Source organism: Pseudomonas sp. R4-15 (assembly GCF_055768815.1).
The window spans coordinates 3,354,687-3,368,344 of record NZ_CM147293.1; the positions used below are offsets into that span (position 1 = coordinate 3,354,687).

At 69.3% G+C, this 13,658-nt stretch carries 15 protein-coding genes; 2 read left to right on the plus strand and 13 right to left on the minus strand.

The window, feature by feature from the left end:
* The first annotated feature begins 37 nt into the window (after nucleotides 1-37).
* Entirely contained in the window at nucleotides 38-937 is a 900-nt protein-coding gene (locus tag ACYRGX_RS15955) for a LysR family transcriptional regulator (protein WP_473053436.1), read from the plus strand.
* 301 nt (nucleotides 938-1,238) lie between these two features.
* Nucleotides 1,239-2,162 carry a LysR family transcriptional regulator gene (locus ACYRGX_RS15960; RefSeq protein ID WP_473053437.1) on the plus strand — a complete coding sequence of 308 codons (924 nt, stop codon included), beginning with the start codon at nucleotides 1,239-1,241 and terminating at the stop codon, nucleotides 2,160-2,162.
* Nucleotides 2,163-2,284: 122 nt separating this feature from the next.
* On the opposite strand, the gene ACYRGX_RS15965 is transcribed toward ACYRGX_RS15960, so the two are convergent.
* The 13 genes from ACYRGX_RS15965 to ACYRGX_RS16025 form a co-directional block, all read right to left on the minus strand.
* Nucleotides 2,285-2,782, minus strand: a complete 498-nt coding sequence (locus tag ACYRGX_RS15965; protein WP_473053438.1) for a DoxX family protein — start codon at nucleotides 2,780-2,782, stop codon at nucleotides 2,285-2,287.
* A gap of 140 nt (nucleotides 2,783-2,922) precedes the next feature.
* Nucleotides 2,923-3,828, minus strand: coding sequence for an SDR family oxidoreductase (locus tag ACYRGX_RS15970; protein ID WP_473053439.1), 906 nt, complete (start codon nucleotides 3,826-3,828; stop codon nucleotides 2,923-2,925).
* A gap of 24 nt (nucleotides 3,829-3,852) precedes the next feature.
* Complete coding sequence (locus ACYRGX_RS15975; protein WP_473053440.1) at nucleotides 3,853-4,596, minus strand: SDR family oxidoreductase; 744 nt, start codon at nucleotides 4,594-4,596, stop codon at nucleotides 3,853-3,855.
* 324 nt (nucleotides 4,597-4,920) lie between these two features.
* Nucleotides 4,921-5,655, minus strand: a complete 735-nt coding sequence (locus ACYRGX_RS15980; protein WP_473053441.1) for an adenosylcobinamide-GDP ribazoletransferase — start codon at nucleotides 5,653-5,655, stop codon at nucleotides 4,921-4,923.
* Nucleotides 5,652-6,206: an alpha-ribazole phosphatase family protein gene (cobC, locus tag ACYRGX_RS15985; RefSeq protein ID WP_473053442.1), complete on the minus strand. Its 555-nt coding sequence runs from the start codon at nucleotides 6,204-6,206 to the stop codon at nucleotides 5,652-5,654. Before cobC ends, ACYRGX_RS15980 begins: the two co-directional genes overlap by 4 nt.
* A complete protein-coding gene (cobT, locus tag ACYRGX_RS15990; protein ID WP_473053443.1) occupies nucleotides 6,203-7,258 on the minus strand; it encodes a nicotinate-nucleotide--dimethylbenzimidazole phosphoribosyltransferase in 1,056 nt (351 codons plus the stop codon). The genes cobC and cobT overlap by 4 nt, the downstream gene beginning before the upstream one ends.
* Nucleotides 7,249-7,770, minus strand: coding sequence for a bifunctional adenosylcobinamide kinase/adenosylcobinamide-phosphate guanylyltransferase (gene cobU / locus ACYRGX_RS15995; RefSeq protein WP_473053444.1), 522 nt, complete (start codon nucleotides 7,768-7,770; stop codon nucleotides 7,249-7,251). Before cobU ends, cobT begins: the two co-directional genes overlap by 10 nt.
* 4 nt (nucleotides 7,771-7,774) lie before the next feature.
* Nucleotides 7,775-9,229: a cobyric acid synthase gene (locus ACYRGX_RS16000; RefSeq protein ID WP_473053445.1), complete on the minus strand. Its 1,455-nt coding sequence runs from the start codon at nucleotides 9,227-9,229 to the stop codon at nucleotides 7,775-7,777.
* Entirely contained in the window at nucleotides 9,217-10,212 is a 996-nt protein-coding gene (gene cobD / locus ACYRGX_RS16005; RefSeq protein ID WP_473053446.1) for a threonine-phosphate decarboxylase CobD, read from the minus strand. Before cobD ends, ACYRGX_RS16000 begins: the two co-directional genes overlap by 13 nt.
* Nucleotides 10,205-11,125 carry an adenosylcobinamide-phosphate synthase CbiB gene (cbiB, locus tag ACYRGX_RS16010; protein ID WP_473053447.1) on the minus strand — a complete coding sequence of 307 codons (921 nt, stop codon included), beginning with the start codon at nucleotides 11,123-11,125 and terminating at the stop codon, nucleotides 10,205-10,207. The genes cobD and cbiB overlap by 8 nt, the downstream gene beginning before the upstream one ends.
* Nucleotides 11,122-11,793, minus strand: a complete 672-nt coding sequence (gene bluB, locus ACYRGX_RS16015) for a 5,6-dimethylbenzimidazole synthase (protein WP_473053448.1) — start codon at nucleotides 11,791-11,793, stop codon at nucleotides 11,122-11,124. The genes cbiB and bluB overlap by 4 nt, the downstream gene beginning before the upstream one ends.
* Nucleotides 11,790-13,082 (minus strand): cobyrinate a,c-diamide synthase, encoded by a 1,293-nt coding sequence (locus ACYRGX_RS16020; protein ID WP_473053449.1) that lies wholly within the window; start codon nucleotides 13,080-13,082, stop codon nucleotides 11,790-11,792. Before ACYRGX_RS16020 ends, bluB begins: the two co-directional genes overlap by 4 nt.
* Entirely contained in the window at nucleotides 13,079-13,651 is a 573-nt protein-coding gene (locus ACYRGX_RS16025) for a hypothetical protein (protein WP_473053450.1), read from the minus strand. Before ACYRGX_RS16025 ends, ACYRGX_RS16020 begins: the two co-directional genes overlap by 4 nt.
* Between the last annotated feature and the right edge of the window lie 7 nt (nucleotides 13,652-13,658).

Below are 13,658 nucleotides of genomic sequence, written 5' to 3' on the forward strand. Positions count from 1 at the left end.
ACTAGCGTGACTAATAATCTCGACTGGAGAAACAATCATGGATCGCGCGCTGGAGATGGAGATTTTTCTCGCCGTCGTCGACCAGGGCAGCTTCGTCGCCGCGGCCGAGGCACTGCGCCTGTCCAAGGCGGCGGTGTCACGGCATGTGGCGGCGCTGGAGGAGCGTCTGGGGGTGCGCCTGCTGCAGCGCACCACCCGGCGCCTGTCGCTGACCGAGGAAGGCCGTCTGTTTGCCCTGCGCGCGCGGGAAATCCTCGCCAGCCTCGAAGAGGCCGAAAGCGAGGTGGCCTCCCAAGTGCTCGAACCCCTTGGAGCGCTGCGGGTGAACGCGCCGGTGAGCTTCGGCATCCGCCATCTGGCGCCGCTGTGGGGAGAATTCCTGCAACAGTGCCCGCGCATCGAGTTGGACATCAACCTGGACGATCGCCTGGTCGACCTGCTCGAGGACGGCTACGACCTCGCCGTGCGCATCGGCCGCCTGGAGAGTTCCAGCCTGGTCAGCCGGCGCCTGGCGAGCACCCAGCTACAGGTCTGCGCCTCCCCCGAATACCTGGCGCGCCACGGCACGCCCAGCCATCCCCGCGAACTCGCCGAACACCGGGTCATCGCCTACAACCATCTGGCCAGCCGTGACGACTGGCCGTTCAGCGGCCCCGAAGGCGAACTGCGCGTACAGACCCGCGCCGCCCTACGCAGCAACAACGGCGACACCTGCCTGGCCTTGGGGCGCGCGGGCGCCGGCATCCTGCTGCAGCCGGATTTCATGCTCTACGAAGACCTGCGTAGCGGAACCCTGGTCGAGTTGATGCCTGAGTACCGTAGCCTGGAACTTGGCATCTACGCGGTCTATCCCTCGCGCAAGCAGTTGCCGTTGAAGGTGCGGCGCCTCGTGGAATTCCTGCTGCAGGCGCTTTCTCGGCCGCACTGGCGAGCCTAGGCATCCACAGGTGCCTGGGGCCGTTGCCGTTTCGTTCACGTACCGTGGATGGCCCACGCTATTGCTTGCCTCTGGACCACCCTCTCCCCTGTCCAAACCGGCAACATGGGTAACAAACGGGACCGGGAGGATGGGTTACACAAGTTACGGTGTGAGCAGCAGGTGCTGCCCTCCAGCTCAGCACTGAACGGTCCCGCTTCGAAAAGACGCAGCTTCCATCGAGCGCGAAGTCTGATTACCCCAGCGGGATAAATGATGTTAAATCATCGAAATAATCCAACCACACGCAACAATCGACCCCATGGATCGCCTCGATTCCCTGCAACTGTTCACCCGCATCGTGGAGCTGGGTAGCTTCAGCCGTGCAGCGGCCGTGCTGGAGATTCCACGCGCCACCGCCACCCATGCGATCAAGCAGCTGGAAGCCAGGTTGAGTACCCGACTGCTCGATCGCACTACGCGGCAGGTACGCCCGACACTCGACGGCCAGGCGTTCTATGAGCGATGCGTGCAGGTGCTGAGCGAACTGGACGACGCCGAAAGCTCGTTGCGCAACGTCATTTCCAATCCCCGCGGCACGCTGCGCGTGGACATGTCCAGCGTCCACGCTTCGCACATCGTGCTGCCCAGGATCGATGACTTCCGCCAGCGCTATCCCGACATCGACCTGATGGTCAGCAGCGGCGATCGGTTGATCGATCTGGTTCGCGAAGGGGTCGATTGCGTGATCCGCGCCGGCGAACCCAGGGATTCCACGCTGGTGGCGCGACGACTCGCACTGATGCCACAGGTGATCTGCGCCAGTCCCGAGTACCTGGCCCAGTTCGGCATGCCACGGCATCCGGATGATCTTTCAGCGCACCGAGCGGTGGGCTTCTTTTCCAGTGGGAACACGGTGGACTACGGGCTCGACCTGATCGTCGATGACCAACTCCGCACCTTCACGCTCGACGGCTGGATGGCGACCAACGACGCCGAGAGCTATGGCGTCTGTGCCTTGCGGGGCTGCGGCCTGGTCCAGTTGCCGCGCTACCACGTCGAGGAGGACCTGCGCACAGGCCGCCTAGTCGAGGTATTGAGCGCATGGGCCAGTCCCGAGATGCCCTTGTCAGCGCTGTATCCCTACCATCGGCAGTTGTCGCCGCGGGTACGCGTATTCATCGATTGGCTCGGCAAGCTCTACGAGGAACGGTTCGGTGCGTTCAGCATCGGAGCACCGCGCTGAACCGCCCCAGAGCCGACGTCGTGTCGTGGCGAGTCCCTCCCCTGCGCGGAGAGGAATCGCCCCTGGCTTCCCCTCTCAAGGGGATTCCTTTTGCGGACAGGGCGTCGGCATGCCTGATCGGATCAGGTACGGCGAAACACGCGCGAGTCCAATGAGTAGGCGCCGCCGCCTCGCGCGGTCATGTAGAGCGCGAGGAACGCCATGAGCACCGGAAACTCGATGCCACGGTCGATCCAGGGCCAGGTCGGCCCCAGCGCGTAGCAAATGCCCAGCATCTGCAGGGCCACCAGCACGGCGACGAAGCGGGTACACAAGCCGAGCGCGAGCAGGATGGCGCCACCGGTCTCCAGCAACATCACCAGGAACGCCAGTTGCGGCGCGAAAGGCAGCCCCATCACGTTCTGGATCAGGTTGATCGATCCCGCCATCGGATCGCTCATGGAACCATGCGAAATGCCGAGCGCCTTGGGAAGGCCGTGTGTGAACAGCACGATGCCGAACACCGCTCGCAACACGGCATAAAGGACCGGCTCGTAGCCTGAAGCGTACCGCCGCAGGCTCGAACGTCCCGCCGAGCTCGATGGCCCCGATGCTTTTGCCGTCGTTTCTGTCGTCATCATGAGTCCCTCCTCATGGGGCTTGGGATGCAACCGCGGCCACGCGCGCCTGCAGATTGCCGATGAAGTCGCTCAGCGCCGGCCGGATCTCAGCGAAAAGCCGGGTGCGGCTGGCCGCCCGAGGGGCGAAATGGCGACGGCCCCTAGGTTTGCGAATGGATGTGCGGCGACAGCAGGTCACCCAGTTGGAGGCGCCGCAGGAACTCGGCGCGGATACGCTCGGCGACCACCGCCACTACCTCGCACCCATCGTCGGACGGGTCGACATGCACCCGGAACGGCCGACGACCGAACGGCATGCCGACCACCTCGACGATGGCCCGGGCGACGCTCGCCGGATCGGCGTCCGCTGGCTCGCAGGCGGCCAGGTTCTTCAGCGCCTCCTCGGCCAGGCCGCGGGTGGGACCCTGGTCGTACTCGGCCTGGCGCGCCTCGTCGGCCGGCTTGCCAGCGTGGACGAAGTGATTGGTGCCCTGGGTGAAGGCGCCGGGCACGACGATGCTGGTCTCGATGCCCCAGCGCGCCAGTTCGCCGGCGTAGCTGACCGCCAACGCATCCATGGCGGCCTTGGCGGCGAAGTACGGCGCCAGGAACGGCGGGGTGCCGCCCCGGTGGCTGCTGCTGCCGACCCAAAGCAGCAGCCCCCTGCCCTGCCTGCGCAGGTGCGGCAGCGCGGCACGGTTGACCCGCTGCGTGCCGAGCACATTGATGTCATAGACCTGCGCGTACTGCTCCGGCGTGAACGCCTCGGCGGCACCGAACACCATGTGCCCGGCGTTGTGGATCAGCGCATCCAGGTGGCCCTGCTCGGCGACGATGCGTGCGACTGCCGCGTCGGCGGAGGACTGCGACTGCACGTCGAGCTCGATGGCGCGCAAGCGGACGCCGTGTTCCTGCGCATAGGCCTCGATGGCGGCGACCTGCGGCGCGTTACGCCCGGCGATATCGCGCATGCTGGCGTAGACCACATGCCCGGCGTCGGCCAGGGCACGGGCGCTCATCGCGCCAAACCCGCTGGAAGCGCCCGTAATCAGAATGACGTGTCTCATGCAATGGTCCTCGGCGCGATGAACTCAGGCGAAGCCGCCGTTGGCTCGGACGACCTGCGAATTGACCCAGCCGCCGTCCGGGCCGGCCAGGAACGACACGACGCCGGCAATATCTTCCGGCATGCCCAGCCGCTCCAGCGGCGCGGCCTTGGAGAGCTGGGCGATCTGCTCGTCCGTCTTGCCGGCGAGGAACAGCTCGGTGCCGACCGGCCCCGGGGCGACCGCGTTGACCGTGATGCCTCGGCCACGCAGCTCGTTGGCGAGCACGTGCACCAGGCCCTCGACGCCGGCCTTCGACGCGATGTAGGGGCCGTAGCCGGGGAACGACTTGGCGATCACGCTGGTGGACAGGGCGATGATCCGGCCGCCCTCGCCGAGGTTCTCGGCCGCCTGGGCCAAGACCAGGAACGCACCGCGCAGGTTGGTGGCGATCACCTTGTCGAAATCGGCCAGGTTGGCTTCATCGATGCTCGCCATCGGCATGATGCCGGCACTATTGACCACCACATCGATACGTCCGAAGGCCCGCCGGGCGCCTTCGAACAGGGCGCGCACGTCGGCCGGATTGCCGATGTCACCCTGGATCGCCACCGCCCGTCCACCGGCTGCCTCGATGGCGCTGACGGTTTCCTGCGCCTTGGCGGCATTACCGGCGTAGTTGACCGCGACGGCGAAGCCATCGGCGGCCAGGCGCTGGGCGATGGCCCGGCCGATGCCACGGGAAGCGCCGGTGACGATAGCGACGTTGGGTTGGGTCGTTGTGTTCATGGCAGGTGCTCCGAATCGAGTGAGGGGCAAGGCCCAGGAGCACAGTGTTCTTGTTCAAGCGACAGGGATAAATACCCCTGAATTGACATGTGAATTCAATCCAAGACAACAATCAGCACACCGTGGCGCCGTTTGTTTCACCTGCCTGTTCCGTGAAGGCCCGTCGACGTCCCTTCCTTGACGCGGGCGCGGCCAGGAGCCGGGGGTGGGGGTGCGGCGCTTCGGCGGGCGTGCGGGGCGCATCGCTCGCCTCAGCGGTGAGGCAGGACCGCTGGCGTACCTGCAAATCCTCGCGTCATCGAGCCCGCGAGTCGGGGCGGACCGTTAAACCGCCGCCGCGGCGGCCACCAGCACGCTGGTCTCGAGCAGCTCCAGCAGCGCGCCGGCGGTGTCGCCGGTGGTTCCGCCCAGGCGCGCGAGCATCGCGCGGCGCGCCAGCCAGAACACGACCACGGCCAGCAGCAGCGCAGGCAGACTGCCCCAGCCGCCGAGCAGGAGCAGACCGAGCGTCCAGGCCAGCAGCAGTCCGCGGGCGCGAGCGCGCGGCAGGTGCCGTGCCAGCGCTTCGCCCAGGCCGCCCTGGCGCACGTAGGGCGTAGCGAGGAACAGGCCGAGCAGCCCCAGGCGTCCGACCAGCGGCGCCAGCCACAGGGCCTGCAGGCTATCCACGGCGAGCAGCGTGGCCAGGGCGGCGAACTTGAGCAGCAGCACCACGACCAGCGCGACCACCGCCATCGGCCCGCAGCGCGGGTCCTTCATGATCGCCAGGGTGCGCTCGCGATCGCCGAAGCCTCCGACCCAGGCGTCGGTGCTGTCCGCCAGACCATCCAGATGCAACGCCCCCGTCGCCAGCGTCCACAGCGCCAGCAGCAGCGCGGCCGCCAGCCACGGCTGCACCCCCGCGAGCGCCAGCGCCGCCAGCAGCAGCACGCCGCCGAGCAGCAGCCCCACCAACGGGTAGTAGAGCAGCGAGTGCCCCACCGCCTGCGGTTCGGGCATGCCCGGCAGGCGAATCGGCAGGCGCGTGAGGAATTGCAGGGCGATCAGCAGGGGCGTCATGCCGTTGCCGTCTCCGTCAGCGAATGCAGCTCGCCATGCCCGACCAGCACTTCCAACAGACGCTCGCGCGGCAACCCCCGCGCCCGCGCCAGCAGCAGGCGCATCGGCCCGCCATGGCCAATGAGCAGCAGGCGCTGGCCGGGGTACTCGTCGAGCAGGCGCTGTACAGCGGCCAGCACGCGGCGCTCGAAGTCCTGCATCGGCTCCCCACCCGGCGGCGTGAAGCCATAGGGATCTTCCCAGAAGCGTTGCAGCGCCTGGGCATCGCGCTCCATCAGTTGCGCCGCCGTCCGCCCTTCCCAATCACCGAAGTGCAGCTCGCGCAGGTCCGCCTCCAGGCGCAACGGCAGGTCGCGCTGCGCCGCCAGGGTTTCGGCGAAGGCCCGGCAGCGTTGCAGCGGCGAGCTGACCAGCAGGTCCCAGGGCCCCGCGCCTTCGACAGCGGCGTGCATCTGCGCCCAGCCCTGCTCGCTCAGCGGCTCGTCCAGGCTGCCGCGAAAGCCGCCGGCGCCCTCGGTGGCGCCGTGGCGCAGGAGCTCGATACGGGTCACGCGTCGCGCTCCGAGACCGCCGCCTCGGCGAAGGTCGCCATCTCGCCGTGCAGCGCGCAGGCCATCTGCAGCAACGGCACCGCCAGCGCCGCGCCGCTGCCTTCGCCCAGGCGCAGGCCAAGGGACAGCAGCGGCTGGGCGCGTAGCGCACGCAGTACTCGCGCATGGCCCGGCTCGGCGCCGGCGTGGGCAAACAGCAGCCAGTCGTGGCAACCCGGATTCAACGCACAGGCGAGCAACGCGGCAACGCTGCAGATGAAGCCATCGACGAGCACCGGCGTGCCCTGCTGGGCACAACCCAGGTAGGCGCCCGCCAAGGCGCCGATCTCGAAGCCACCCAGGTGCAGCAGTACCTGCAGCGGGTCGTCGAGGGCCGCCTGGTGCAGGGCCAGGGCGCGCTCGATGACCGCGGCCTTGCGCCGTACACCGGCGGCATCCAGCCCGGTGCCCGGACCGGCCAGTTCGGTGGGCTCGCAGCCGAGCAACGCGCAGGCCAGGGCCGCGGCGCTGGTGGTATTGCCGATGCCCATCTCGCCGCCGATGAACAACCCGGCCTCCGCCGCCAACGCCCGCTGCGCGCAATGCCGTCCGACCTGCAGCGCGAGCAGCCCCTGGGTCAGGTCCATCGCCGGTTCCTCGGCGAAGTTGCGGGTGCCGGCGCCGATGTCCAGATGATGCACGCCAGGCAGACGCTCCAGAGGTTGCGCGGTCCCCAGGTCGACCACCTCGAGCTCGGCGCCAAGCTGGCGAGCGAGCACGGAAATGGCTGCGCCCCCTTCCACGTAGTTGCGCAGCATCTGCCCGGTGACTTCCTGTGGATACGCGGAAATGCCTTCGGCGACCACACCATGGTCGGCGGCGAAGACCGTGATCCACGGCCGTCCCAGTTCTGGCCGTTCGCTGCCGCGCATGCTCGCCAGACGGATCGCCAGCGCTTCGAGCTCACCCAGCGAGCCCGCCGGCTTGGTGAGCCGTGCCTGGCGCGCCTCGGCGCGCGTTGCGGCGATGCCGTCGAGCGGCTGGCACGGTGCCTGCCACCAGTTTAATTGCATGTTTCCCCCTTTAGGATCATGGGCAACCCGGCTACGCAGAAGGTGACTCGCGCGCTGCGCTCGGCGAGTGCCTGGTGCAGCCAGCCGGCTTCGTCGACGTAGCGACGACTGAGTTCGCCCAGCGGCACCACGCCCAGGCCGGTTTCGTTGCTGACCAGAATGACGTGCCCCGGCAGCGCCGCCACGCTCGAAAGCAGCGCATCGCGCTCGGCTTCCAGGCGTCCGGGCTCGGCCAGCAGCAAGTTGGTCAACCAGAGCGTCAGGCAGTCCACCAGCAGGCAGCGGTCGGCCGCCGCCTGCTCGCGCAAGACCCTGGCCAGCGCCAGCGGCTCTTCGCAGAGCGCCCAGTGCGGCGGGCGGCGCTCACGGTGATGGGCGATACGCGCCGCCATCTCGCCGTCGCCCGCTGCTGCCGTGGCGATGTAGCTGACGGCCAACCCGGAATCGGCGGCGCGGCGTTCGGCCAGGCGGCTCTTGCCGCTGCGGGCGCCACCGAGGATCAGTTCCAGCATGAAGTCACTCCAGTCCGCACAGGCGACGCAGTGCGGCGCCGTCCAGGTGCGCCTCGACCTGATCGGCCAAGCGCTCGATGTCACGTTCGCGCAGGGCACGGTAGTCCGGTGCCTCGGCGTTTTCCAGCCCGGCCCAGCGCAGCAGCGCGGCGCAGCTTTCCGGGCGCTCGAAGAGCCCGTGCAGGTAGGTGCCGGCGACCTGGCCGTCCGCGCTCCGGGCGCCATCGTGACGTCCGTCCGCCAACTGCACCAGTGGCCGCGATAGGCCCTCACCGCGGGTCACCCCGGCGTGGATCTCGTAGCCCTCGATCGGTTCCCCACCTGCGCACAGACGCCCGGCGACGTTACGCAGTTGCTTCTGCGGCGCCAGTTCGGTGTCCAGGTCCAGCAGGCCGAGGCCGGCGCTCTCTCCCGCTTCGCCCTCCAGCCCCAGCGGATCATGGATGCGTCTGCCGAGCATCTGCAGACCACCGCAGATGCCCAGCACCCGGCCGCCGTAGCGCAGATGACGGAGCAGCGCTTGATCCCAGCCCTGTTCGCGGAGGAACGCCAGGTCGCGGCGGGTGCTCTTCGAACCCGGCAGCACGATCAGGTCCGCCGGCGGCAAGGCCTGCCCCGCCGTGACGTATTCCAATTGCACTTGCGGGTGCAGGCGCAACGGGTCCAGATCCGTATGGTTGCTGATGCGCGGCAGCACGGGCACCACCACGCGCAGGGCATCGCCAGCCTTGGTCGCCTGGCGACGGTCCACGGCATCCTCGGCTTCCAGATGGAAGTCCATCAGGTACGGCAGCACGCCGAGCACCGGCACCCCGGTGCGCTGCTCCAGCCAATCCAGGCCCGGTTGCAACAGGGCGATGTCGCCACGAAAGCGGTTGATGACGAAGCCCTTCACCCGCGCCCGCTCACTCTCCGAAAGCAGTTCCAGGGTGCCGACCAGATGAGCGAAGACGCCGCCCTTGTCGATATCGGCGATGACGACCACCGGGCAGTCCACCGCCTCGGCGAAGCCCATGTTGGCGATGTCGCGATCACGCAGGTTGATCTCAGCCGGCGAGCCGGCGCCCTCCACCAGCACCACCCCGTAGCGCTCGCGCAGGCGCTGGTGGGAGGCCAGCACCGCCTGCATCGCGGTGGGTTTGTACTGCTGGTACACCCGTGCGTCCATGTTGCCCACCGCCTGACCGTGGATGATCACCTGAGCGCCGATGTCGCTGTTGGGCTTGAGCAGCACCGGGTTCATGTCGATGTGCGGCGCCAGCCCGCAGGCCTGAGCCTGTACCGCCTGGGCGCGACCGATCTCGCCGCCCTCGGCGGTCACCGCCGAGTTCAGCGCCATGTTCTGCGGCTTGAAGGGCGCTACGCCAACGCCCTGGCGATGCAGCCAGCGGCACAGCGCGGTGACCAGGGTACTCTTGCCAGCATCCGAGGTGGTGCCCTGCACCATCAGCGTACCCATGCGTATTCCTCGCGACGGCTCAGAGCCTGGGCCAGGCGCTGCCAGCCCGCCTCGTCCGCCGGCAGACCAAAGCGCAGGGCGGTGGGTTGTTCGAACAGCCGTAGCAGCACGCCCTGACGCGCCAGCGCGGCGTGCCAGCGGGCCGCCGCGGGCGTGACCATATAGCGGAACAACGCGCAGCCGTGGCTTTCCAGACCTTCGCGGGCAAGCAGCGCGTGCAGCCGCTCCGAGGCCCGTGACAGGCGCTCGCGCTGCCGCTGCTGGGCCTCGCAATCCCTCAGGCAGACGCGCCCCAGTTCCCGCGCCGGGCCGCTGACCGTCCACGGACCCAGACGCTCGGCAAGCGCCGCGAGCAGCGCCGGCTCGGCCAGTACGAAGCCCAGGCGGGCGCCGGCCAGGCCGAAGAACTTGCCGAACGAGCGCAGTACGATCAGCCCCGGCGGACCGGTGTCACCGGCCAGGCTCTGCGCCGGCTCGACGTCCATGAACGCCTCGTCGACCAGCAGCCAGCCGCCGCGTGACGCCAGCCGCGCGTGCCAGTCGAGCAACCGGGTGCGTTCGAGCAGACGCCCGGTGGGGTTGTTCGGGTTCACCGCGACCAGCACGTCGAAGGCGTCCAGGCGAGCTTCCGCGCCCGCCTCGTCGAGCACTTCGACGGCATGCCCGGCGCCGCGCCAGGCCTGTTCGTGCTCGGCGTAGCAGGGCCCCAGCAGCGCCACCCGTGCGCGCTTGCGCAACGACGGCAACGCCTGGATCGCCGCCTGGGAGCCGGATACCGCCAGCAGCTCGGCACAGCCGTAGTAGTCGCGAGCGGCGGCCAGCAAGCCGTCGTCGTCTTCCGGCAGGCGACACCAGGCCTCCACGCTCAGATTCGGCAACGCCAGCGGCCAGGGCGCGATGCCGGTGGACAGGTCGAGCCAGTCCGCGCGGGGAATGCCGTAGTCACGAACCGCCCGACCGAGACGCCCACCGTGCTCAAGCATGCAGCAGTCCTCCGAGCAGCAGTACCAGCCACCAAAGCCCGACGCCCAGGTAGACCAGATTCAACGCGCGCTCGATGTCCCGCGCACGCGGCGCCGGGCCTTCGCCCAGCGGCGGACGGACGTGCAACTGGCCGTGATAGATCGCCGCGCCACCGAGACTGACACCCAGCGCACCGGCGCCGGCCGCCATCACCGGGCCGGCGTTGGGGCTGTCCCAGGCCGGCGCCTGGCGCCGCCAGCAACGCAGCGCCAGACGCGTCTGGCCGAGCAGCGCGTAGGTCAGCGCCACCAGCCGTGCCGGCAGGTAATTCAACAGGTCGTCGATGCGCGCGGCGGCCCAGCCGAAGCGCTCCAGACGCGGCGTTCGGTAGCCCCACATGGCATCCAGGGTGTTCGCCAGGCGATACAGCACCACGCCCGGCGCGCCGGCCACGGCGAACCAGAACAGCGCGGCGAACACCGCGTCGGAACCATTCTCCAGAACCGACTCGCTGGCCGCGCGCGCCACACCGTCCGCGTCCAGCGCGTGGGTATCGCGGCTGACCACCCGCCCCACGGCCGCCCGCGCCGCCGGCAGGTCGCCCAGTCGCAGTGCCTGGGCCACGGGGGTTGCGTGTTCGGCGAGGCTGCGCAGGCCAAGGGCCGCGTACAGCGCGACGATCTCCAGCAACGGGCCGATCCACGGCAGGCTGGACAGCCAGGCGGCCAGCGCCACCCAGGGCAGTACCGCCAGACACCAGGCGCTGACGCCATGACTGCGCCAGCCGCGCCCGGGCCCCTCGCCCTCGCCGTTGAAGCGTCGTTGCAGGGCATCCGCCCAGCGCCCGAAGAGCACCAGCGGGTGATGCCGGCGCGGCTCGCCTATCCAGGCATCCAGTGCCAGTGCCGCGGCGCAGGACAACCATAGACTCACGAGCGGCCGTCCTCGTCGCCCAGCGGCTGGCCCCAGCGATCCTCGTAGAGCAATTCCTGCAGAGGACGTGGCTGGCGCCAGCCCTGCCGTACCAGCATCGGCTCGTCGTAGAAGCTATCCACCGGGCCCAGGCAGAGCAGCGCCACCGGCTCGGCACCGTCGGGCAGCTCCAGCAGCTCGGCCAGCGCCTGGGGATCGAACAGCGAGACCCAGCCCATCCCAAGCCCTTCCGCGCGGGCTGCCAGCCAGAGGTTCTGGATGGCGCAGGAGAGCGAGGCGAGGTCCATTTGCGGCATCGTGCGCCGCCCGAAGACTTCCTTGTCGCGATCATCGCCCAGCGCCGCCACCAGCAGCTCGGCGCACTCCAGCACACCTTCCACCTTCAGCCGCAGGAAGCGCTCGCCCCGCGCACCGAGCGCTTCGGCGGTGCGCTGGCGCTCCCTCTCCACCAACTGGTGAATCAGCTCGCGACGGGCGCGACTGGCCACGCGGATGAAGCGCCAGGGCTGCATCAGGCCGACACTCGGCGCCTGGTGCGCCGCCTGCAGCAGTCGGTTGAGCGTCTCACGGGGAATTTCGCCACCGCTGAAATGGCGCATGTCGCGGCGTTCGGCGATGACCCGGTAGAGGGCGGCGCGCTCGGGGGCGCTGAAGGCGTGATCGTTCATGGTCTGAGCAACGCGGCGGCGGCCAAAGGCGCCGACGGCAGGTAGAAGTGAATGTAACTGGCGGTGGTACGGCCGATACGATAGACGGCCTCCGCCGTGGGACCACCGTTCGGACACTCGCCCAGCGCCAGCGGCGCCTGGGGCGTGTCCAGCAGCGAATGGTGGAAGCTGTGTCCGCGCAATCGACCTTCCGGCAGGCTGACCTGCTGCAGGCCGAGACCGGCCAGGCGCGGCTGCAGCCGCGCGCGGCCCGGTAGAATCCCGAGCATCGGCGCGACCTGGCCATCGCGGTCGGCCAGTTCATCGAGCAGATAGAGCAGTCCGCCGCACTCGGCGAGAATCGGCCGTCCGGCGGCGTGGTGCGCGCGGATCGCCTCGCGCAGCGCCGTGTTGTTTGCCAGGGTCGCCAGGTGCAGCTCGGGATAACCGCCGGGCAGGTAGAGGCTGTCCACCTCCGGCAGGCTTACGTCCGCCAGCGGCGAGAAGAACTGCAGCTGTGCGCCGAGCGTCTGCAACAGCTCCAGGTTGGCCGCGTAGAGAAAGCCCAGTGCGGCGTCCCGCGCCACGCCGATGCGCACCCCGGCCAGCACTTGGGGTAGCTCGTGCGCCTCGCTGGCGGCGAAGTCGACGCTCGGCGGCAGGCCGATGCCCTGCCCTTCGAGGGCGTCGGCGGCGGCTTCCAGGCGCGTCTCCAGATCGGCGATTTCCGCCGCCTGCACCAGGCCCAGGTGCCGCGAGGGCAGCGTCAACGCCGCATCGCGCGGCAACCCCGCGAGCCAAGGCAGGTGCGCCGGCATCGCCTCGCGCAGCAACTGCGCATGGCGCGCGCTGCCGACACGATTGGCGATCACCCCGGCGAAACGCAGGGTCGGGCGAAAGGCCGCCAGGCCCAGCGCCATGGCGGCAAAGGTCTGCGCCATGGCGCTGGCATCGATGACAGCGAGCACCGGCAGGCCGAATCGCTCGGCGAGGTCCGCCGCCGACGGCTGGCCGTCGTAGAGCCCCATCACCCCTTCGACGAGGATCAGGTCGGCCTCCCCGGCCGCGTCCCAGAGCAGGCGCCGGCACTGCGCCTCGCCGAGCAGCCAGAGGTCCAGGCTGTGCACCGGGGCGCCGCTGGCGCGTTCGAGCAGCATCGGATCGAGAAAATCAGGCCCGCACTTGAATACCCGCACGCGCTGGCCCTGGCGCCGATACAGGCGCGCCAGGGCGGCGGTGACGGTGGTCTTGCCCTGCCCCGAGGCGGGCGCCGCGACCAGCAGCGCCGGGCATCGGCGAGGGGTGTTCATCCCCGCGCCTCACGACGCTGCAGCGCCAGCAGTCCCAACGACAAGTGCAGGATCGCGGCGGCGACCAGGTACAGCACGAGGTTGCCGAGCTGGCGCGGGTAGTAACTGGCAATGCGCGCGACGAAGCCGGCCAAGTCCGCCTGGGGGTAATGTCCGGACAGGAAATAGAAACCGCCGCCGGAGATCAGGTAAGCGCACAACGCCGTGCAGCAGACCAACGCGGCCAACGCCAGCAGGTCACGCGCCTCGCCCTGGGCACGCTGGGCGAACAGGCGTCCCGCGCCCCACAGGCAGGCGTAGGCTGGCAGCAAGGCCCAGTACGCCGGCGACAGACACCAGTCCGTGATCTGCCCGCCGCGCAGCGCTGCCCAATCCAGCAACGAGGCCTCGACGAACAGCGCGGCGAAGCCCCAACCCGCACGCAGGTAGAGGCCGGCGAGGAAGAACACCGCCCAGGACGCACTGGGCAAGGCATCCAGGCTAGCGAAGTGCTGACCGCGGGTGACCGCCATCAGCACGGCGAGGGCCAGGCCGATCAGCAGACGTTGCTGCAGGGGGAGAACGGGCATCGTCGGG

Coding starts and splice junctions, on each gene's coding strand:
- ACYRGX_RS15955 (WP_473053436.1), top strand. CDS start 38: ATGGATCGCGCGCTGGAGATGGAGATTTTTCTCGCCGTCGTCGACCAG.
- ACYRGX_RS15960 (WP_473053437.1), top strand. CDS start 1,239: ATGGATCGCCTCGATTCCCTGCAACTGTTCACCCGCATCGTGGAGCTG.
- ACYRGX_RS15965 (WP_473053438.1), bottom strand. CDS start 2,782: ATGATGACGACAGAAACGACGGCAAAAGCATCGGGGCCATCGAGCTCG.
- ACYRGX_RS15970 (WP_473053439.1), bottom strand. CDS start 3,828: ATGAGACACGTCATTCTGATTACGGGCGCTTCCAGCGGGTTTGGCGCG.
- ACYRGX_RS15975 (WP_473053440.1), bottom strand. CDS start 4,596: ATGAACACAACGACCCAACCCAACGTCGCTATCGTCACCGGCGCTTCC.
- ACYRGX_RS15980 (WP_473053441.1), bottom strand. CDS start 5,655: ATGACGCCCCTGCTGATCGCCCTGCAATTCCTCACGCGCCTGCCGATT.
- cobT (WP_473053443.1), bottom strand. CDS start 7,258: ATGCAATTAAACTGGTGGCAGGCACCGTGCCAGCCGCTCGACGGCATC.
- cobU (WP_473053444.1), bottom strand. CDS start 7,770: ATGCTGGAACTGATCCTCGGTGGCGCCCGCAGCGGCAAGAGCCGCCTG.
- ACYRGX_RS16000 (WP_473053445.1), bottom strand. CDS start 9,229: ATGGGTACGCTGATGGTGCAGGGCACCACCTCGGATGCTGGCAAGAGT.
- cobD (WP_473053446.1), bottom strand. CDS start 10,212: ATGCTTGAGCACGGTGGGCGTCTCGGTCGGGCGGTTCGTGACTACGGC.
- bluB (WP_473053448.1), bottom strand. CDS start 11,793: ATGAACGATCACGCCTTCAGCGCCCCCGAGCGCGCCGCCCTCTACCGG.
- ACYRGX_RS16020 (WP_473053449.1), bottom strand. CDS start 13,082: ATGAACACCCCTCGCCGATGCCCGGCGCTGCTGGTCGCGGCGCCCGCC.
- ACYRGX_RS16025 (WP_473053450.1), bottom strand. CDS start 13,651: ATGCCCGTTCTCCCCCTGCAGCAACGTCTGCTGATCGGCCTGGCCCTC.